Origin of the sequence: Mycobacterium sp. (assembly GCF_044223235.1) — a bacterium.
Lineage (GTDB): Bacteria > Actinomycetota > Actinomycetes > Mycobacteriales > Mycobacteriaceae > Mycobacterium.
The window spans coordinates 196,229-215,130 of the sequence record NZ_JBGAME010000001.1; the positions used below are offsets into that span (position 1 = coordinate 196,229).

19 protein-coding genes and 1 pseudogene are annotated in these 18,902 nt (G+C 68.2%); 14 read left to right on the forward strand and 6 right to left on the reverse strand.

Going from position 1 to position 18,902, the window contains the following annotated elements; genetic code table 11:
• Positions 1-253 precede the first annotated feature (253 nt).
• The 8 genes from mihF (at position 254) to ADBZ6K_RS00920 (ending at position 8,072) form a co-directional block, all read left to right on the forward strand.
• The gene (gene mihF / locus ADBZ6K_RS00885; protein WP_003932123.1) at positions 254-571 is read left to right on the forward strand and encodes an integration host factor, actinobacterial type; all 318 of its coding nucleotides are present in this window, start codon (positions 254-256) and stop codon (positions 569-571) included.
• Positions 572-579: 8 nt separating this feature from the next.
• On the forward strand, positions 580-1,242 hold the full coding sequence (gmk, locus tag ADBZ6K_RS00890) for a guanylate kinase (RefSeq protein ID WP_526343944.1): 663 nt from the start codon (positions 580-582) through the stop codon (positions 1,240-1,242).
• Positions 1,243-1,370: 128 nt separating this feature from the next.
• Positions 1,371-1,655: a DNA-directed RNA polymerase subunit omega gene (gene rpoZ, locus ADBZ6K_RS00895; RefSeq protein WP_526344331.1), complete on the forward strand. Its 285-nt coding sequence runs from the start codon at positions 1,371-1,373 to the stop codon at positions 1,653-1,655.
• Positions 1,656-1,746: 91 nt separating this feature from the next.
• Complete coding sequence (coaBC, locus tag ADBZ6K_RS00900) at positions 1,747-2,997, forward strand: bifunctional phosphopantothenoylcysteine decarboxylase/phosphopantothenate--cysteine ligase CoaBC (protein ID WP_526343945.1); 1,251 nt, start codon at positions 1,747-1,749, stop codon at positions 2,995-2,997.
• A 163-nt stretch (positions 2,998-3,160) separates the two neighbouring features.
• Positions 3,161-4,360, forward strand: a complete 1,200-nt coding sequence (gene metK, locus ADBZ6K_RS00905) for a methionine adenosyltransferase (RefSeq protein WP_526343946.1) — start codon at positions 3,161-3,163, stop codon at positions 4,358-4,360.
• A 94-nt stretch (positions 4,361-4,454) separates the two neighbouring features.
• Positions 4,455-5,468, forward strand: coding sequence for an acetamidase/formamidase family protein (locus ADBZ6K_RS00910; RefSeq protein WP_526343947.1), 1,014 nt, complete (start codon positions 4,455-4,457; stop codon positions 5,466-5,468).
• A gap of 16 nt (positions 5,469-5,484) precedes the next feature.
• On the forward strand, positions 5,485-6,246 hold the full coding sequence (locus ADBZ6K_RS00915; RefSeq protein ID WP_526343948.1) for an SDR family NAD(P)-dependent oxidoreductase: 762 nt from the start codon (positions 5,485-5,487) through the stop codon (positions 6,244-6,246).
• 173 nt (positions 6,247-6,419) lie between these two features.
• Complete coding sequence (locus ADBZ6K_RS00920; protein WP_526343949.1) at positions 6,420-8,072, forward strand: acyl-CoA carboxylase subunit beta; 1,653 nt, start codon at positions 6,420-6,422, stop codon at positions 8,070-8,072.
• A gap of 74 nt (positions 8,073-8,146) precedes the next feature.
• On the opposite strand, the gene ADBZ6K_RS00925 is transcribed toward ADBZ6K_RS00920, so the two are convergent.
• From ADBZ6K_RS00925 to ADBZ6K_RS00935, 3 genes are all read right to left on the reverse strand, one after another.
• Positions 8,147-9,130: an alpha/beta fold hydrolase gene (locus ADBZ6K_RS00925; protein ID WP_526343950.1), complete on the reverse strand. Its 984-nt coding sequence runs from the start codon at positions 9,128-9,130 to the stop codon at positions 8,147-8,149.
• Between the two features lie 132 nt (positions 9,131-9,262).
• A complete protein-coding gene (locus ADBZ6K_RS00930; protein ID WP_526343951.1) occupies positions 9,263-9,655 on the reverse strand; it encodes a YdeI/OmpD-associated family protein in 393 nt (130 codons plus the stop codon).
• A gap of 33 nt (positions 9,656-9,688) precedes the next feature.
• A complete protein-coding gene (locus tag ADBZ6K_RS00935; RefSeq protein WP_526343952.1) occupies positions 9,689-10,615 on the reverse strand; it encodes a LysR substrate-binding domain-containing protein in 927 nt (308 codons plus the stop codon).
• 96 nt (positions 10,616-10,711) lie between these two features.
• Between ADBZ6K_RS00935 and ADBZ6K_RS00940 the strand changes: the two genes are divergently transcribed.
• The 4 genes and pseudogenes from ADBZ6K_RS00940 to ADBZ6K_RS00955 form a co-directional block, all read left to right on the forward strand.
• The gene (locus ADBZ6K_RS00940; protein ID WP_526343953.1) at positions 10,712-11,947 is read left to right on the forward strand and encodes an MFS transporter; all 1,236 of its coding nucleotides are present in this window, start codon (positions 10,712-10,714) and stop codon (positions 11,945-11,947) included.
• Positions 11,944-13,134: a 4-hydroxybenzoate 3-monooxygenase gene (locus ADBZ6K_RS00945; RefSeq protein ID WP_526343954.1), complete on the forward strand. Its 1,191-nt coding sequence runs from the start codon at positions 11,944-11,946 to the stop codon at positions 13,132-13,134. The genes ADBZ6K_RS00940 and ADBZ6K_RS00945 overlap by 4 nt, the downstream gene beginning before the upstream one ends.
• Before the next feature lie 118 nt (positions 13,135-13,252).
• Entirely contained in the window at positions 13,253-15,205 is a 1,953-nt protein-coding gene (locus ADBZ6K_RS00950; RefSeq protein ID WP_526343955.1) for a primosomal protein N', read from the forward strand.
• 387 nt (positions 15,206-15,592) lie between these two features.
• A pseudogene (locus ADBZ6K_RS00955) lies at positions 15,593-15,773 on the forward strand (IS256 family transposase); the annotation flags it as partial.
• Positions 15,774-15,794: 21 nt separating this feature from the next.
• Here ADBZ6K_RS00955 and ADBZ6K_RS00960 read toward each other — a convergent pair.
• The 3 genes from ADBZ6K_RS00960 to ADBZ6K_RS00970 all read right to left on the reverse strand — a co-directional run bounded on the left by ADBZ6K_RS00960 (position 15,795) and on the right by ADBZ6K_RS00970 (position 17,583).
• Positions 15,795-15,965 carry a hypothetical protein gene (locus ADBZ6K_RS00960; protein WP_526343956.1) on the reverse strand — a complete coding sequence of 57 codons (171 nt, stop codon included), beginning with the start codon at positions 15,963-15,965 and terminating at the stop codon, positions 15,795-15,797.
• A 40-nt stretch (positions 15,966-16,005) separates the two neighbouring features.
• Positions 16,006-16,149: a hypothetical protein gene (locus ADBZ6K_RS00965; protein ID WP_526343957.1), complete on the reverse strand. Its 144-nt coding sequence runs from the start codon at positions 16,147-16,149 to the stop codon at positions 16,006-16,008.
• Positions 16,150-16,233: 84 nt separating this feature from the next.
• The gene (locus tag ADBZ6K_RS00970; RefSeq protein WP_526344332.1) at positions 16,234-17,583 is read right to left on the reverse strand and encodes an NAD-dependent epimerase/dehydratase family protein; all 1,350 of its coding nucleotides are present in this window, start codon (positions 17,581-17,583) and stop codon (positions 16,234-16,236) included.
• Between ADBZ6K_RS00970 and ADBZ6K_RS00975 the strand changes: the two genes are divergently transcribed.
• Positions 17,470-17,892, forward strand: a complete 423-nt coding sequence (locus tag ADBZ6K_RS00975) for a TetR/AcrR family transcriptional regulator (RefSeq protein ID WP_526343958.1) — start codon at positions 17,470-17,472, stop codon at positions 17,890-17,892. The two genes, ADBZ6K_RS00970 and ADBZ6K_RS00975, sit on opposite strands and share 114 nt — an antisense overlap.
• A gap of 300 nt (positions 17,893-18,192) precedes the next feature.
• Entirely contained in the window at positions 18,193-18,561 is a 369-nt protein-coding gene (locus ADBZ6K_RS00980) for a hypothetical protein (protein ID WP_526343959.1), read from the forward strand.
• The last annotated feature ends 341 nt before the right edge of the window (positions 18,562-18,902 follow it).

Here is an 18,902-nt window from a genome sequence, read left to right on the forward strand (position 1 = left end):
CGATTCGGGACGGTTCGGTTGCGCGCTGTAGGCGGCGCGGTCTGCGCCGCCGGAACGGAGCCGCTGCGGGTGCAACAACCTGGGCCTTTGTCGGAGCGACCCGGGGGTGGGGTTAGATTTCGTCAGGCAGCGTGGGTACGGTCGTCGACGCTGGCTGGAGTACCCCCGGCCGAGAAAGAACACATCGATGGTTTCGACAGGCTCGTCCCTGGATACGACGTCATCGATATGGCAATGAGAGACGGAGGAACCCGTGGCCCTTCCCCAGTTGACCGACGAGCAGCGCGCGGCAGCGTTGGAGAAGGCTGCCGCCGCACGTCGAGCGCGTGCCGAGCTCAAAGATCGGCTCAAGCGCGGCGGCACCAACCTCAAGCAGGTGCTCAAGGATGCCGAGACCGATGAGGTCTTGGGCAAGATGAAGGTTTCCGCGCTTCTGGAGGCCTTGCCCAAGGTCGGCAAGGTCAAGGCGCAGGAAATCATGACCGAGCTGGAGATCGCCCCGACGCGCCGGTTGCGCGGCCTGGGAGATCGTCAGCGCAAGGCCCTTCTGGAAAAGTTCGACTTCTCCTAGGGAAGTAGATGAATTCCGGCCGAGGGGCCGGACAGCAGGGCGTGGAGCCCGGTGCAGCGGTCGACCCGCAGGGTGGGACGGCGCACCGGCGGGCCCCCGTCGTGGTGCTGTCCGGTCCCTCTGCCGTCGGGAAGTCCACCGTCGTGCAGTGCCTGCGGCAGCGGATCCCCGACCTGCACTTCAGCGTCTCGGCCACGACCAGGGCGCCCCGTCCGGGCGAGGTCGATGGCGTCGATTACTCGTTCGTCGGCGAGGAGCGGTTCCAGCAGCTGATCGACGGCGGCGAGCTGCTGGAGTGGGCGGAGATCCACGGCGGCTTACACCGGTCGGGGACGCCGGCAGAGCCGGTGCGCCAGGCGGCGCAGGCCGGTCGGCCGGTGCTGATCGAGGTCGACCTGGCCGGAGCCAGGGCGGTCAAGCGGGCCATGCCCGACGTGGTCTCCGTGTTCCTCGCCCCGCCGGATTGGGCTGCGCTGGAACAGCGGCTGGTGGGTCGCGGTACCGAATCGCCGGCCGTGATCGCCCGCCGGCTGGAGACGGCTCGGGCTGAACTGGCCGCTCAGGACGACTTCGACAGGGTGGTCGTGAATCGCCGGTTGGAATCCGCGTGCGCGGAATTGGTATCCTTGCTGGTGGGCCATCCGCCAGACGGTCCGAATGGGCCGGCCTGATGCGCCCCTGAATCACCAGGATTCCCCTGGGATTCGACCAGGATTCAGTAAGTCACCAGGATTTTCACGCCAACCGCCAGGAGATTTTCTACGTGAGCACCCCGCACGCCGCTGCGCAGCTGGCCGCTATGGACGACCTCGCCAAAGCGACCGCCGCCGGCGCCTACGACACGCCGTTGGGCATCACCAACCCGCCTATCGACGAGTTGCTGGACCGCGCATCGAGCAAGTACGCGCTGGTGATCTACGCCGCCAAGCGCGCGCGGCAGATCAACGACTACTACAACCAGCTCGGCGACGGCATCCTCGAGTACGTCGGCCCGCTGGTCGAGCCGGGTCTGCAGGAGAAGCCGCTGTCGATCGCGATGCGCGAGATCCACGAGGACCTGCTCGAGCACACCGAGGGCGAGTAACGGGTCCGGGGACGCAGATGAGCCGCCAGGCCGATGTGCAGACGAGCCGCGAGGCCGGTGTGCAGATGAGCCGCGAGGGCGGAGAGCAGAAGTGACCGAGCGCAAGCGGGTCATCGTCGGTGTCGCCGGTGGTATCGCGGCCTACAAGGCCTGCACCGTCGTGCGCCAGCTTGCCGAGGCGGGCCACTCCGTACGCGTCGTTCCGACCGAGTCCGCGTTGCGGTTCGTCGGTGCCGCGACGTTCGAGGCACTGTCCGGCGAGCCCGTCCACACCGGCGTGTTCGACTCCGTCTACGAGGTGCCGCACGTGCGCATCGGCCAGGAGGCCGACCTGGTGATCGTCGCCCCGGCCACCGCGGACCTGTTGGCCCGCGCAGCGCTGGGCAGGGCCGATGACCTGCTGACCGCCACGCTGCTCACGGCGCGATGTCCCGTCCTGTTCGCCCCGGCGATGCACACCGAGATGTGGTTCCATCCGGCTACGGTCGAGAACGTGGCGACGCTGCGGGGGCGCGGCGCGGTCGTCCTCGAACCTGCGTCGGGCCGCCTCACCGGCGCCGACAGCGGCGCGGGGCGACTGCCCGAAGCAGAGGAGATCACCACGCTGGCACAGCTGCTGCTGGATCGCGGCGACGCGCTCACCCACGACCTGGCCGGGGTGAGGGCGCTGGTCACCGCCGGCGGCACGCGTGAACCGATCGATCCGGTGCGCTTCATCGGCAACCGCAGCTCCGGCAAGCAGGGCTACGCGATGGCGCGGGTCATGGCGCAGCGTGGCGCCGACGTCACCCTCATCGCAGGCAACACCGCGGGCCTCGTCGACCCGGCCGGGGTGGAGGTCGTGCACATCGGGTCGGCCAGCCAGCTGCGCGACGCCGTCTCCAAACACGCGCCCGACGCGCACGTCCTCGTCATGTCGGCGGCGGTCGCCGATTTCCGGCCCGTGCGCTCCGCGACCAACAAGATCAAGAAGTCGGGCGACCCGAACGAGAAGGCGCCCGTCATCGAGCTGACCCGCACCGACGACGTGCTGGCCGGCGCCGTGCGGGCCCGCGCCGACGGCCAGCTGCCCAACATGAGGGCGATCGTCGGGTTCGCCGCCGAGACGGGCGACGCGAACGGCGATGTGCTATTCCACGCCCGCGCCAAGCTCAAGCGGAAGGGCTGCGATTTGCTCGTGGTCAACGCGGTCGGTGAAAACCGCGCATTCGAGGTGGACAACAACGACGGCTGGCTGCTTTCTGCCGAGGGCACGGAGACCGCGCTGGAGCACGGTTCGAAAACTTTGATGGCCAGCCGTATTGTGGACGCGATCGCGGCGTTCCTGCACACCGGAGGGTGACTGGCGGACGCGAGGAGCATGGTCAGGCGGACGCGAGGAGCATGGTTGGCCTCGCGGCAAACGCGTCAGGCTGCGTGAAAGGGTTGCGCGTACGACGCATACCCGCTTGGGTGCCTCTGGGCGCCACAACAATTTGTTACACGTTTCGGAAGGATGTCACACCGTGAGCACAGGACGGTTGTTTACCAGTGAGTCGGTCACCGAGGGCCACCCCGACAAGATCTGTGACGCCATCAGCGACTCGGTGCTCGACGCGCTTCTGGAGCAGGATCCGAGCGCACGCGTCGCGGTTGAGACGATGGTGACCACCGGGCAGGTGCACGTCGCCGGCGAGGTCACCACCTCCGCCTACGCCGACATCCCCAAGATCGTGCGCGACCGCATCCTCGAGATCGGCTACGACTCGTCCACCAAGGGCTTCGACGGGGCGTCCTGCGGGGTGAACATCGCCATCGGCGCGCAGTCGCCCGATATCGCCCAGGGTGTGGACACGGCCCACGAGACCCGCGTCGAGGGCGCCGCCGACCCACTGGATGCCCAGGGCGCCGGTGACCAGGGCCTGATGTTCGGGTACGCGATCAGCGACACCCCCGAACTGATGCCGTTGCCGATCGCGCTGGCCCACCGGCTCGCCCGCCGGTTGACCGAGGTCCGCAAGAACGGTGTGCTGCCCTATCTGCGCCCCGACGGCAAGACCCAGGTCACCATCCAGTACGACGGCCGCACTCCGGTGCGTCTGGACACCGTGGTGCTGTCCACCCAACACGCCGCCGACATCGACCTGGACAACCTGCTGACCCCCGACATCCGGGAGAAGGTCGTCAACACCGTGCTGGACGATCTGTCCCACGAGACGCTGGACACCTCGGACTACCGGCTCCTGGTGAACCCGACCGGCAAGTTTGTGCTGGGCGGCCCGATGGGCGACGCCGGCCTGACCGGCCGCAAGATCATCGTGGACACCTACGGCGGCTGGGCCCGTCACGGTGGCGGCGCGTTCTCCGGCAAGGATCCGTCCAAGGTGGACCGCTCTGCGGCCTACGCGATGCGCTGGGTGGCAAAGAACGCCGTCGCAGCGGGCCTGGCCGAGCGGATCGAGGTTCAGGTGGCGTACGCCATCGGCAAGGCAGCCCCGGTCGGGCTGTTCGTGGAGACGTTCGGCACCGAGACCGTCGATCCGGCCAAGATCGAGAAGGCCATCACCGAGGTGTTCGACCTGCGTCCGGGTGCGATCATCCGCGACCTGAACCTGCTGCGCCCGATCTACGCGCAGACCGCCGCGTACGGCCACTTCGGCCGCACCGACGTCGAGCTGCCGTGGGAGCAGCTGAACAAGGCCGACGACCTGAGGAACGCCGTCTAGTTCTTCGCCCGAGCAGACGCAAAGTGGCCCTTTCCTGGGCGCATTCGGGGCCACTTTGCGTCTGCTCGCGCAGCTGCCGGGGCAGGATGGATCCGTGGATCACGTCAGATTCGTGCCGTCAGTAGACCAGTTGAACTACACCTTCGGTGGCGCGGAGCCGGTGATGCGCATCCGGCCGGGCACGGCGCTGACGCTGTGGACCGAAGACGCCTACGGCGGCCGGATCACCAGCGCCGACGACGTCGCCAGCATCGCGCTGGACACCGAGGACCTCAACCCTCAGACCGGGCCGTTCTGGATCGAGGGCGCCGAGCCGGGCGACACCCTGGCCATCCACCTCGCCGACCTGACGCCGGCCCGCAGTTGGGGAGCCTCGACCCTGATCCCGTTCTTCGGGGGGCTCACCAGCATTCCGGTCAGCCCGACGCTGCAGCCCGCCCTGCCGGAGCGGACCTGGATCTACGAGTACGACCCCGCGGCCCACACGCTGGGGTTCGCCGCGAAGGCCAGCGATTTCACCGTGAGCCTGCCCGCCAATCCGATGCTGGGCACCGTCGGTGTCGCGCCGGCGCGCCGCGAGGTCCGCAGCTCGCTGGTCCCCGACGCGTTCGGCGGCAACATGGACACCCCGGAGATGGCGGCGGGTGCGACGTGCTACCTGCGGGTCAACGTCGACGGCGCGCTGTTCTCACTCGGCGACGGCCACTACCGGCAGGGTGAAGGCGAATCCTGCGGGACGGCGGTCGAGGGCGCGATGCACGTGACCGCGATCGTCGAGCTCATCAAGGGCGGGGGACCCGCATGGCCGCGGATCGAGACCGACACCCACCTGATGTGCGTCGGCTCGGGCCGCCCGCTGGAGGAGGCGTGGCGCGCGGGTCAGGTGGAGATGATCGGTTGGCTCGGCGAGCTGTACGGCCTTGACCGGCTCGACGCCTACCAGCTGCTGACCCAGATCTCGCAGGTGCCCATCGCCAACGTCGTGGACACCAACTACAGCGCCGTCACCAAGATCGACAGGCGCCTGCTTCCGCCGGCACAGCCCTACGGCGGTGTCCACCGCGAATTGCGCAGCGCGGCACAGTCGTTGGGAACCATCACCTATTGACAGGGAAGAGGACACCATGGATCTCGGATTGGCGGGGAAGCGTTTCGCGGTGACCGGCGGGACCCGCGGCATCGGCCGGGCGGTGGTCGAGGGGTTGCTCGCCGAGGGTGCGGCCGTTGCCTACTGCGCCCGGACCCCCGACGCGGTGAGTCAGGCGCAGGCCGAGTTGTCCGCCGGCGGTGCGACTGTCATCGGTTCGGTCGTCGACGTGTCCGATGCGGCGGCGCTGGGAGAGTGGGTGAACGCCACCGCGGACGCGCTGGGCGGTCTGGACGGTGTGGTGGCCAATGTGAGCGCGCTGGCGATCGAGGGAACACCGGAGAACTGGCGCACCAGCTTCAACGTCGACCTGATGGGCACGATCAGCCTGGTCGACGCCGCGCTGCCGCATCTGCTGGCACGGGGCGGCGGGTCGATCGTGGCCATCTCCAGCGTTTCCGGACGCGAGATCGACTTCGCCGCAGGGCCGTACGGGACGATGAAGGCCGCCATCATCCACTACGTGCAGGGACTGGCGTACTCGCTGGCGGGTAAGGGGGTTCGGGCCAACACCGTCAGCCCGGGCAACACCTACTTCGAGGGCGGCATCTGGCCGTCGATCGAACAGAACAATCCCGAACTGTTCGCGACGGCGCTCGCGCTCAACCCGACGGGCCGGATGGCCACCGCGCAGGAAGTCGCGAACGCCGTTGTGTTCCTGAGCAGTTCGGCGGCGAGCTTCATCACCGGGACCAACCTCGTGGTCGACGGAGCGTTGACGCGCGGCGTGCAGTTCTGATACTCGGCGCCCGGGCCGGACGGCGCGCGGTTACGGGTAGGGGACTACTCGTGCCGAGGTGGTGTGCGGCGTCCCAGACTGGGCGGACCAGACGTATCGACGTCGGTGACCAAATCGGTGTCACCGATGTCGGCCACGCGTGACCCCCACCGCGCGTCGAGTTGGAGCACAACATGAACAGACCTGGAGCACTGAGGTTCCCGCGACAGGCAGTACCACCCGCGCCGCGGCTGCACATCGCCGGCGCGGAAGATGGCGCTCCGGAACGCGAAACGCCGACCGGGCCGACGTCACTGCGAGAGGCGGCGGCGGCGCTGTCGGACCGCAAGCGGCAGGCCCGGGAGGGCGGCAACACCGGGCGCCGCGCGGCCGGGCGGATGACGGCGCGGGAGCGCATCGACGCGCTGCTGGACGACGGGTCGTTCGCGGAGATCGGCATGCTGGCTCGGCACCGTTCGTCGGCCTTCGGCCTCGACCGCAACCGGCCCGAGACCGACGGCGTCGTGACGGGCTGGGGCACCGTGGACGGGCGCAAGGTCTTCGTCTACGCCCACGACTTCCGCATCTTCGGCGGATCGCTCGGCGAGGTGTTCGCGTCGAAGATCCACACCGTGATGGACCTGGCCGCCGCGACGGGGGCTCCGGTCATCGGGATCAACGACGGCGGAGGCGCCCGCATCCAGGAGGGCATCACCGCACTGGCCGGTTTCGGTGGCATCTTCGTGCGCAACGTGAGCATGTCGGGTGTCGTTCCCCAGATCGCGGTCGTGCTGGGGCCATGTGCGGGCGGTGCCGCATACTCGCCGGCGCTGGCCGACTTCGTGTTCGCCGTGACGAATACGACCAACCTGTTCATCACCGGACCCGACGTGGTGGAGGCGGTCACCGGTGAGGCCACCACCCACGAGGAACTCGGGGGAGCCCTGACCCACGCAACCCGCACCGGGCTGGCGAGCTTCCTCCTCGACGACGAGGCGAGCTGCCTCGACGAGGTCCGCGAGCTGTTGTCGTTCCTGCCGTCCAACAACCAGGAGAGCCCGCCGTACCGCGCCCCGACCGACACGCCGTCCCGGCGCTGCGACGAACTGCTCGACATCGTTCCCGCAGAGTCCAAGCGCGTCTACGACATTCGCGACGTGATCGCCGCGATCGTCGACGACGGAGACTACTTCGAGGTGCAGTCGCTGTGGGCCCGCAACATCGTCTGCGCCTACGCGCGGCTGGACGGCCACCCGGTGGGAATCGTGGCGAACCAGCCGATGGTGCTCGCCGGAACCCTGGACATCCACGCATCGGAGAAGGCCGCCCGGTTCGTGCGCACCTGCGACGCGTTCAACATCCCGCTGGTCACGCTCGTCGATGTGCCCGGGTTCCTGCCCGGTGTGCACCAGGAGCACGCGGGGATCATCCGCCATGGCGCCAAGTTGCTCTATGCGTACTGCGAGGCGACGGTGCCACGGGTGCAGGTCATCCTGCGCAAGGCCTACGGCGGCGCCTACATCGTGATGGACTCCAAATCGATTGGCGCGGACGTGTCTTTCGCCTGGCCGTCCAACGAGATCGCGGTGATGGGTGCCGACGGCGCGGCCAGCATCATCTTCCGCAAGGAGATCGCCGCGTCACCCGATCCCGAACAGCGGCGCCGCGAGTTGGTGGCCGACTACACCGGGCAGCTGATGACGCCCTACGTCGCCGCGGAGCGCGGACTGGTCGACGACGTCATCGATCCCGGCGAGACGCGGATCGCGCTGATCCGCGCGCTGGACATGCTGCGCTGCAAGCGGGCGTCGTCGCCGATCCGCAAGCACGGCAACATTCCCCTGTAAGCGCGCGCGACGCCGAGTGTGGTCCTAACGCACTCGGATTTGCGTGTGAAAGAGTCCACGCTCGCGGAGAAGAATCAGGCGTCGGCGCCGAGCAGCCTGTGCGGGTGACAGGTGTCGAGCGCCCGGGTCAGCAGCCGGGCGATCGCCGAGCAGACGGTGTCAGCGTGCTGCACGGTGACTTCGTGTTTGGCGCCGGCGACGGCGATGAACTCGGCCTCGGGCAGCGCGTCGGCCAGCCGCTCCGAGTGCGCGATCGGCGTCAGTGTGTCCTCGGTCCCACACAGCACCAGCGCCGGGGTCGCGCTCAGCAGCGCCAGGGTGTCTGAGGCGTCGAAACACCGGATCGCCGACAGGAAGGACACGACGGTCCCCGGCCGGATCCGCGCAGGCCGGGTGTCCCCGCCGATGAGCGGGACCGCCAGACGCCGCCCGACGTGCCATCCACCTTGGAACAGCCAGTCCGGACCACGGCTGGCCAGCCGAAGCGCATCGATCAACGGTGTGTTCAACGCGCGGCCGAGGCCGGTCTCGGCCACCCTGTCGGCAGCGGTGGCGATCAACCCGACGCCGATCACCCGCGTGCCGATCACAGGTGAATGCGAACCGAGGTACGCCAGCACCGCCATGCCGCCCATCGAGTGGCCGACGAGAACCACCTGGCTGCCCGGTGCGAGCAGATCGAGCACCGCTGCAAGATCGCGCCCGAGGCGCTCGACAGTGTTGTCCTCGGGGTCGCCGTCACCCGAAGCGCCGTGTCCGCGATGGTCGTAGAAGATCATCCGGACCTCCGCCCCCCAGATCCGGCTGAGTCGGGAGCGCTGATGGCGCCACGACTCCATGTCCAGGCACAGGCCATGGCAGAACACGACGGTGACGGCGGCTTCGGCGATACCCACCTCGCTGACGGCCAGCGTGACGCCGTCGTCCATGGTCAGCAGGTGGGTTCGGGCCGGCAACTGACGGTGACACCCCGACATCGCGGCGCGCTGGCGGCCGCGCGCCATGGGTGTCCGGCTACCGGACCTGCGGTCCGGCCCGAACATCGGATGAACCGTCATGGCGGCCTCCAGCTGATCGACTGCTGTACTACACGGAATCGAAAGCTGGAGCGTTCACCCGGCTTTCGTGTTCGCGAGGCATCAGTGTCGGGGACCTGCGATCGCGGTGTCGCGAGTAGCTCGGTACTCGAATCAGTTCCCGCAGGGCCACCGGCCATCGCCTCGGGCAGCGTCGATCTCGCGCAGCCCAGCGGGACGCATCCGCCCCTCCGCGAGAAGCCGACTAGCGCGTTCCACGTTCGACGCCGACCAGGGACTGCGGGGTTTGCGCGGGCTGAACCGCTGGATCCGCGACACCGCGTCGTACTTTCGCATCATGCTGTCAATCCAGCCGAAGCACAGGGCGATCTCGACGGCGGTCCCATAGCCGATACCGGGTTCGGGTGCATTCTTGTTGGGAATCCGCAGCCACACCTGGGGTGAGGTTTCGTGATTGCGCTGCAGCCAGTCCTCCCATTCGCGGGGATCCCGGATGTCGAGCACCTCCGGCTCGCTGCCCGACTCACCCGAAGCGCGCTGCGTCATGGGGCACTGTACCGCTGACCCGCCGGGGCTGGGCTACCTCGAGGGCGGCGGCGGGACCGTGGGCAGGTGCCGGGTGGCTGCCTCGATGACGCCGAGGAACCAGCGCTGCGTCGCGCTGCGCCCCGGTGCCCGGCGGGTGTACGCGGCGACCTCGACGGGTTCGATCCGCCATGGCAGCGCGATCACCCGGACCGGATGCGTCCGGGCAAGTACACCGGCGACCCGTTCGGGGACGATCGCGACCAGCTCGCTCTGCTGCACCACATAGGGCAGCGTCGCGAACCGGGTGACGCGTACCGCGATGCGGTCCTCAAGGCCGTGTTGGCTCAACGCCCGCCGGGGACCCGGGTGACCGGTCGCCCCTTCCACCACGACGTGGCGCTCGCGGGCGAACTCGACGTGTGACGGTGTGGCCCCGCGCAGCCGAGGATGTGCGGAGGCGACCATGCCCGCGTACCCCTCGGTGAACAACGGAGTGCGCTCCAGGCGTCGGGATTCCAGCATCGGGCTGGCGACGATCGCGTCGACTTCGCCGCGGGCGAGTTGATCGGTGGCAGTGGCCACGTCGAACGCGGACACCTGGAGTTCCGCCTGTGGTGCCCGCGCCGCCAGTTCGGCCAACACGGGCGGCAGGACCGTCACCTCACCCAGATCGGACAGACCGAGAGACAACCGGGTGAGCTGCGCCGGGTCGAAATCGACCGTCGCCGCGAACGCCTCCTCCATCGAGGTGATCGCCGCCCGCAGGGGTGGGTAGAGCCGCTCGGCCTCGGAGCTGGGCACCAGCCCACCCGGTCCGCGGACGAACAGGCCGTCACCCAACTGCCGCCGCAGCTTACCCAGCCCATAACTCACCGTGGGCTGGCTGACGCCGAGGACATCGGCTGCCGCCGTCACGCTGCGCGTCTCGTAGATCAGTACGAAGGTCCGCGCCAGGTTGAGATCGAGCTGGGCGAGCATAGACAGATTCTATGGAACATCCCAAAAACATCTATTGGTTTTCTGATTGTTCAGCTTCTAGCGTGATGAGCACCACAAAGAGTGAAGGGGTATGGCGTGCGAAACCTGTTCTCGTGGTCGGGGGTGCTGTGCTGGTTCACGGTGCTGCTCGACGGATATGACCTCGTCGTACTCGGGGCGGTGATTCCCACCCTCATCAACGAGGGTCACCTCGGCTTCACGGCCGCCAGCGCCACGTTCGCCGCCACGGTCTCGCTGATCGGCGTCGCGGTCGGCGCCGCGCTGTCCGGACCGCTCGCCGACCGCTACGGCCGCCGTAAGACGTTGATGATCTCCGTCACGCTGTTCTCGGCGGCCACCGCGGTCCTTCCGACCGCGGGTTCGATCGCGATGTTCGACGTCTACCGTCTGGTCGCCGGGCTGGGGCTGGGCGCCTGCATGCCGACCGCTCTGACCCTGATGGCCGAGCACATGCCACCGTCGCGCCGGGCGTTCGCCAGCACCTTCACCATGACCGGGTACCACGCGGGTGCGGTGCTCACCGCCCTGATCGCCCTTGTCCTGATCCCGGACTGGCAGCCGCTGTTCTACATCGCCGGAGCGGCGGGATTCCTTCTGCTGCCTGCGATCTGGCTGAAGCTGCCCGAATCCGATGCGTATCTGCGCACCCGGTCGGCGCCGAGCCGGATGCCGATGCGGGCGCTGGTGCAGGGCCGGTTCCTTCGGATGACGCTCGGGGTGTGGGCGGGCTCGTTCATGGGGCTGCTGCTCGTGTACGGCCTCAACACCTGGCTGCCCAAGTTGATGAACGACGCCGGCTATTCGATGTCGACATCGCTGACCCTGTTGCTGGTGCTGAACGCCGGGGCCATCGTCGGTCTCCTCGTCGCGGGCACCGTCGCCGACCGGCGGGGCATCAAGCCGACCGTGCTGGTCTGGTTCGCGGCCGCGGCGGTGCTGCTGGCGCTGCTGAGCGTGCGGGTGTCCAGCAGCCTGATGCTCGACCTGGTGGTGTTCGTCACCGGCATCTTCGTCTTCTCGGCGCAGGTCCTGATCTATGCCTATGTCACCCAGGCCTATCCGGCCGAAATTCGAGCCACCGCACTGGGTCTCACCGCCTCCGTCGGCCGGCTCGGGGCGATCTTCGGGCCGACCCTGACCGGTCTGCTGATCATCGCCGGCTCTGCCTACCCGATGGGGTTCTACTTCTTCGCCGGCGTGGCGGTTCTCGGCGGGTTGGCGCTGGCCACAGTGCCCTCGATCGGGTTTCGCGGCGACGATGCGCGTGTCGCCGCATCCGCGGGCAGCAACGAGAAGGGGGCGGTGGCATGAGCTCTCGAGAAGCGGTCCACACCAGCGTCGCCATTGTCGGCGCAGGGCCCGCGGGCCTGATGCTGTCGCACCTGCTGCACCGGGACGGCATCGACTCGGTGGTCGTCGACATCCGCAGCTATGAGGAGATCGCGACCACTGTGCGGGCGGGCATACTCGAACCCGGGTCGGTCCGGATGCTCGCCGACACCGGCGTCTCGGACCGTGTGCTGACCGACGGCGACCGCCACGACGGCGTCGTGCTGCGCTACAACGGGGACAACCACCGAATCGACTTCCAGGAGTTGGTCGGGGAATCCGTCTGGCTGTACCCGCAGACCGACGTCTTCCTGGACCTGGCCGCCCGCCGCAAGGCCGACGGCGGCGACGTCCGCTTCGGCGTGAGCGATACGGCCGTCGACGTGTCCGGTGATCGTCCCCGGCTGACGTTCACGGGTGCGGACGGCGTCCCCGTCAGCGTCGACGCGGAGCTGCTGGTGGGGGCCGACGGCTCCAGGTCCATGTGCAGGCATGCCTACCCGCAGGGCACCCGCGACGAATGGTTCCGGGAGTATCCGTTCGCCTGGCTGGGCTTCTTCACCGAGGCTCCGCGCTCCCATCCCGAGCTGGTCTACACCAACTCCGACCACGGCTTCGCCCTGCTCAGCCACCGCACCCCGACAATGCAGCGGATGTATCTGCAGTGCACACCGACGGATACGGTGGACGACTGGCCCGACGAGCGGTTGTGGTCGGAACTGCGGAAACGGGTCAACGGCAACGGCTTCGACGTGTGCGAGGGGCCGATCAGCGGCAAGGCGGTGTTGCAGTTCCGCTCGTTCGTCACGGCGCCGATGCGGTACCGGCGCATGCTGCTGGCCGGCGACGCCGCCCACACGGTCCCACCGACCGGCGCCAAGGGACTCAATCTGGCGCTCGCCGATGTGGGGGTGCTGCACGAGGCGATCGCCGACTTCCTCCCATCGCACGACGACGCCGTGCTCGACCGGTACACCGAGCGGGCGCTGGACCGGGTCTGGCGAGCGCAGCACTTCTCGTACTGGATGACGACGATGTTGCATTCCCCCGACGGCGGCGCGGGTTTCGACGTCGCCCGGCAGCGCGCCGAGTTGGCGATGGTCACAGGGTCGCGCCACGGCGCGGCGTACCTCGCCGAGGGCTACACGGGCTGGCAACACCTCAAGTGACGGTGCCGTCTGCTAGACGGTAGGAGTGACAACCACCCGGCTCGCCGCTTCATCGTCTGGGCGGCTCGCCGCTTCATCGTCTGGGCGGCTCGCCGCCGTCCACGAACCTATTGCCCGGGTGCTCCCCATCCTCTCCGTCCCGCACCTGGACCGCGAGTTCGACTACCTCGTCTCGGCCGAGCAGTCCGACGACGCCCAGCCCGGGGTGCGCGTACGGGTGCGCTTCCACGGCCGCCTCGTCGACGCGTTCATCCTGGAACGACGGTCCGACACCGACCACGCGGGCAAGCTTGGCTGGCTGGACCGGGTGGTCTCCGCCGAACCGGTGCTCACCGCCGACGTGCGCAGGCTCGTCGACGCGGTGGCCGCGCGCTACGCCGGTACCAGGGCCGATGTGCTGCGGCTGGCCGTTCCTCCGCGCCACGCCAATGTCGAGCGAGAGCCGGTCGCCGCGGCCGAATCCGTCTCCGCGCGATCGGTGGACGCCTCCGGCTGGCACGCCTACGGGCGCGGCGAACAGTTCCTCGACGCGTTGCACGACGGCCGCGCCGCGCGTGCGGTGTGGCAGGCCCTGCCCGGCGAGAACTGGGCGGGCCGGATCGCCGAAGCGGCGGCGGTGACGGTCTACGCCGGGCGCGGGGCGCTGGCCGTCGTCCCGGACCAGCGCGACGTCGACGTCGTGTACGACGCCGCCGTCCGTCACCTCGGCGCCTCCCAGGTGGTCGCGCTGTCGGCGGGACTAGGTCCCGCCCAGCGGTACCGACGCTGGCTGTCGGTGCTGCGCGGCACGGCGCGCTTCATCATCGGGACCCGCAGCGCGGTGTTCGCACCCGTCGCCGATCTGGGTCTGGTGATGGTGTGGGACGACGGCGACGACTCGCTCGCCGAGCCTCGGGCGCCCTACCCGCACGCCCGCGAGGTGGCGATGCTACGTGCCCACCAGGTGCGGTGCGCGGCGCTGATCGGCGGCTACGCCCGCACCGCCGAAGCGCAGGCGCTGGTGCGCAGCCGCTGGGCGCATGACCTGGTGGCGACCCGTCAGGTGGTGCGGGCCCGGTCGCCCCGCGTGATCGCGGTCGATGACAGCGGCTATGACCACGAACGCGATCCCGCGGCCCGCACCGCCCGGCTGCCCTCCATGGCGATGCGCGCAGCGCGTTCGGCGCTGGAGGCGCACCGACCGGTGCTCGCGCAAGTTCCGCGGCGCGGTTACGTCCCGGCGCTGGCGTGTGGACGTTGCCGCACCATCGCGCGGTGCCGGCACTGCACGGGACCGCTGTCGTTGCCCGGACGCGACACCGCGGCGGTGTGCCGGTGGTGTGGCCGCGAGGATCCGGAGTTACGTTGTGCCCGTTGCGGTTCCGGTGAGGTACGGGCGGTCGTCGTTGGTGCGCGGCGCACCGCCGAGGAACTCGGCCGGGCGTTTCCCGGCACCACCGTGATCACCTCGGGCGGTGATGCGATCGTGCGCACGGTGCCGGACGGGCCCGCGCTCGTCGTGGCGACGCCGGGCGCCGAACCGGTCGCCGCCGGCGGGTACGGCGCGGCCGTGCTGCTGGACGGCTGGGCGCTGCTGGGCCGGCAGGACCTGCGGGCCGCCGAGGACGCCCTGCGGCGCTGGATGGCCGCCGCGGCGTTGGTGCGCGCACGCGGTGACGGCGGTGTGGTTGCCGTGGTCGCCGAGGCCGGGATACCGACCGTGCAGGCCCTGGTCCGCTGGGATCCGGTGGGTCACGCCGAGGCCGAGGTCGGCGCCCGCGAGGAGGTCGGACTGCCCCCTGCGGTGCACATCGCGGCGATCGACGGCGGCCCTGCCGCGGTGGCGGCGCTGCTCGATGCCGCCCGGCTGCCGCCGTTCGCCGAACCCCTCGGGCCGGTGGATCTGCCCGCCGGGGTGCGCCGCCCACCGGGCAGTCCGGTCGACGGCCCGGTGGAGCGAATGCTCGTCCGGGTGCCCAGGGACTGCGGGCTGGAGCTGGCCGGCGCGCTGCGCCGCGCGGCGGGTGTGCTCAGCGCCCGACACGACAGCGAGCCGTCGCGTGTCCAGATCGACCCGCTGCACATAGGGTGATCGGCGGACCCTTATTGATCACAAACGACTCCGTTGGGCAGTCGAACATGCTCTCTGACAACAGCATTCGCCTCACCACCGCCGCGGAACAGCGACACGAACTCACCCGAGCCCTGGCTCTACACCAACCGACCTCAATGGCGAAATCCGGCGCCTTTGCGCTGCGCCGCAATCGCGAACTGACCACCGAGGACCAGCAGCTGCGCCGCCAACTCGCCCATGCTCCCGGCCAACTCCGAGACACCCCCAACAGGTCACGATCCGATACCAACCGGCCCCTGCTGAACCCACCACCAACAACACCCGTCAGCACGTCGTCGAGGAACACCGTCCACGACACGAAACCCCAGTTCAGGCAGATGAATCGAAGAAGGGCTCAAGATAACGATCGAAAGCACTTTTGCCACTGTGCGGTTGCGGGCCAAGGTCACCAACGGCCTGGGATCGCGGGCGGCCGGTATCGCCATTGGCCTACAAGCTGATCGACGCCGCACGAGCCCGCTGGCGGGCCGTCAACGCCCCACACCTGGCCGACCTGGTCGGCGCCGGCGCGGCCTTCCATAAGGGGTTCTTCCGGGAAGTCCGTGGGTCACGGTGTCGTCGGGTAGAGCTGTGGTTCGCCGAGGTGGAAATAGATTGCGGTCTTGAAGTGCTCCTGGTTTGCGGTAGCCGCGTGCGGTGACCTTGATGGCCTGGCCTCCTTGAGATCCCGGTTCTCCCGCTCAAGCTCGCGGATGCGCTGCTGCTCAGCAGTAGTCACTCCCGGCCGTTCCGCGGCGTCGACCTGAGCCTGCAACACCCTACTGACGCAGCGACTCCGCACCCACCCCGACCTTCGGGCCGATCAACTTGCAGGCTACATACACCGACCGATACTCACTGAGGTGGTCGAGCACCATCTTCACCGCACGCTCACGCTGCTCGACCGGGTAATGCTTGGCCACACTCGCCATCCTTCTCACAGGAGGAAGCGGCATCAAACCCGGGACGGTTCAGCGTTATCAGTCGGCGTGGTGATGGTCGAGGCGTCACACGAGACTGAGCTCAAGCAGTGACACCGCCCCATCTCGTACTGCCGTGGCCGCTGAGCGCGCCTTCCAGCCGAGCAGCCGCTCGGCCTTTTCCGATGTCGCCGTCTGCTCGACGCCCAGTCGAGGGGCGATCTCCTTGAGATCACCGTTGAACCTGGCGCCGAACCGGACAACGAAATCTGGTAGGCCGCGCTCCGGCACCCGCGACCCCTTCGACCCGAGGCTGTCACGAAGGATCGCGGCGAAGTCCTTAAGCCACAAGAATTCTCCGCGTCCGATGAACCGCTCGAACGCGGCGCGGGGCGAGGTCATCGCACGGATATGCAGATCGGCAATGTCGCGGACGTCGACAACATCCCACCCGACCCGCGGGATCGCGGGCAGTTTACCGCTCAGCAGCATTGCGACAACACTCACCGACCCTGAGTAATCTCTCCCCAACACCGGCCCCTGCATGAACGCCGGCAATACCGTGGTGACCTCCATTGCGGCGCCGTGCGTCCGCGCAAACTCCCAGACCTCTCGTTCGGCAAACGTTTTGGCCCGCCGGTACTCGTACTCAGGAGAATCTGGTGCGATTGTCCACAGTGACTCGGTGGCCACAGCCCCCGGCGATTCAGGCAGCGCCGCTTCGACCGATGACGTGACGACGACGCGTCGTACGCCAGCCGCGTGCGCGGCGGCCAGCACCCGGCGGGTACCCGACAACGCGGGTCCGATCAGGTCGGTGCCGCGATATTCCCCGATCGGCATCGGGGATGCCATGTGCAGGACATAGTCGCTACCTTCGGTGGCCTCGGCCCAGCCGCGGTCAGTCATCAGATCGGCTTCGAAAAACGTCAGCTGGCCCGTCGAGTGGGTTTGGGCCGCCACCATCTCGCGTACCTCGGCCTCACGTGTAGAGCGCCGGACGGTGGTGCGGACCCGGTAACCCCGCCGCAGCAACTCAACAATCGTCCAACTGGCCAGGTAACCGGATCCTCCGGTCACGAGCACCGTGTGATGTGCGTCCTCGACAGCCATGGCGTACCGCCTCCCAATCGGATGAATGATCCGTTTCAATGTAACCCGAAGCGGATGGATCATCCATATAGACTGTGAGTTGTGGCCGGATCGCCTCGACGTAAAGACGCCGTACTCAACCGGGAGCACATCGTCGGTGTCGCCCGCGAGCTCGTCGATGACGGCGTGCCGCTGCAGCTCAACGACGTCGCCAGACGGGCCGGCGTTGGAGTGGCGACTGTGTATCGACACTTCCCGACCACCACAGCTCTCCTGGAGGCTGTTGCCGCGCCGTGTCTGGAGGCTCTCATCAGATACGGGGAGCAGGCACTCGTAGCTGCTGATCCGGGGCACGCCTTTGGTGAATTCCTATGTCATGTCATCGAGGCCCAGGTCACCGATGCCTCCCTCTCGCCTGTCAACGCGGCAAACGTCAACGAATTGCCCTACACCACCGAACTAAAGGCCCGGCTGCGCACCGTCGGTAGCGCATTGCTGGACCGTGCTCGCGAAGCCGGCACCGTCCGTGCAGACCTCACGGACGACGATCTGATCCCGCTGATGTGCGGAATCGCCTATGCAGCCGTAGCGCATCCCGGCCCTCCCGCCGCCCGACGATACATCGAGATGTTGCTCACCGGACTGCGGACTTGACAGCCCCGTCAGCAGCTGAAATGGCCCGTAGTGCAACGGCCTTAATCTGTTGCGCCTCATCAGCTACCTAGGACTACGAACCGCCTGTGGACAGGGGGATGACGGCTCGTAGCTTGCCGGTCGCGGGATGGCGGTCGAGGTGTTCGACGACCTTGGCGGTCACTACAGGCCTGGGGATTCCAGCATCAGGCCTGGGGGCGGCTTCAAGTCCTTTGGTGAGCGTCGCGTTGTCCAGGTCGCCGGTGCAAACAAAGCGTCTCGATCTCGCCTGGGAATCCTGCGGGGTCTAGCGTGGGCGGAATGGGTTTGTTCAGTCACGAGGAGTTCCGGGACCCGGCCGACGGCATTGGTGACGCCGCGAGCGGTGGAGTTGTTGAGCGGGCTCGGGGTGCTGAGGTGAGCGAGTACGGGGTGGATGAACCTGTGGTGGTGGGTCCGGGGTTGCCGCCTGAGGATGGTTCGTGCGGTCAGTTCGCTGTGCAGTTTCACGTGTCTACATCAATGCTGGTCGGGCTGAAACGTATTGCGGATATGCGTGGGGTAAGCGTGCCGGAGGTATGTCAGCAGGTGGTCGGTGTGTTTGTTGCCCAGCAGGAGGGTGAGCTGGGTGCGTTGCTTGCCGCCGAGGCGGAGGCGGCTGATTACCGGCGGAGTTTGGGACAGGCGTAACCACGCCCGCCCGCCGCAGGCGCCGCCTGGATCTGATCCTTGCTCCGATGAGGTTCGGCTACCTCCGAATAGCCCTGGCGCTCAGAAGCTCCCCCCAGAGCACTGAACCCACCCAAACACGAAGCTAGGGACATGAACCGTCGGGCCACCTTGCGAATGTTGGCACGGCGCAATGTCTTCAAAACCGTATCTCTTCGAATTACTGGCGCTTCTGGCCTTTCCGTGGGTGCGGTCTGGGCGTGATGGGCGCTCGGCGGCAGAATCTGCCGTATGCGCGACACCGCCATCTGCTGGGATTGGTAGCTCCGTGGGGGGGTGGGACGTGTAGAGCTGTCGGTCGA

Excerpts from the sequence above, each read along its gene's own strand:
- gmk (WP_526343944.1), top strand. The coding sequence starts at position 580 with ATGAATTCCGGCCGAGGGGCCGGACAGCAGGGCGTGGAGCCCGGTGCA.
- rpoZ (WP_526344331.1), top strand. The coding sequence starts at position 1,371 with ATGGACGACCTCGCCAAAGCGACCGCCGCCGGCGCCTACGACACGCCG.
- ADBZ6K_RS00915 (WP_526343948.1), top strand. The coding sequence starts at position 5,485 with ATGGATCTCGGATTGGCGGGGAAGCGTTTCGCGGTGACCGGCGGGACC.
- ADBZ6K_RS00920 (WP_526343949.1), top strand. The coding sequence starts at position 6,420 with ATGAACAGACCTGGAGCACTGAGGTTCCCGCGACAGGCAGTACCACCC.
- ADBZ6K_RS00925 (WP_526343950.1), bottom strand. The coding sequence starts at position 9,130 with ATGACGGTTCATCCGATGTTCGGGCCGGACCGCAGGTCCGGTAGCCGG.
- ADBZ6K_RS00930 (WP_526343951.1), bottom strand. The coding sequence starts at position 9,655 with ATGACGCAGCGCGCTTCGGGTGAGTCGGGCAGCGAGCCGGAGGTGCTC.
- ADBZ6K_RS00935 (WP_526343952.1), bottom strand. The coding sequence starts at position 10,615 with ATGCTCGCCCAGCTCGATCTCAACCTGGCGCGGACCTTCGTACTGATC.
- ADBZ6K_RS00945 (WP_526343954.1), top strand. The coding sequence starts at position 11,944 with ATGAGCTCTCGAGAAGCGGTCCACACCAGCGTCGCCATTGTCGGCGCA.
- ADBZ6K_RS00980 (WP_526343959.1), top strand. The coding sequence starts at position 18,193 with ATGGGTTTGTTCAGTCACGAGGAGTTCCGGGACCCGGCCGACGGCATT.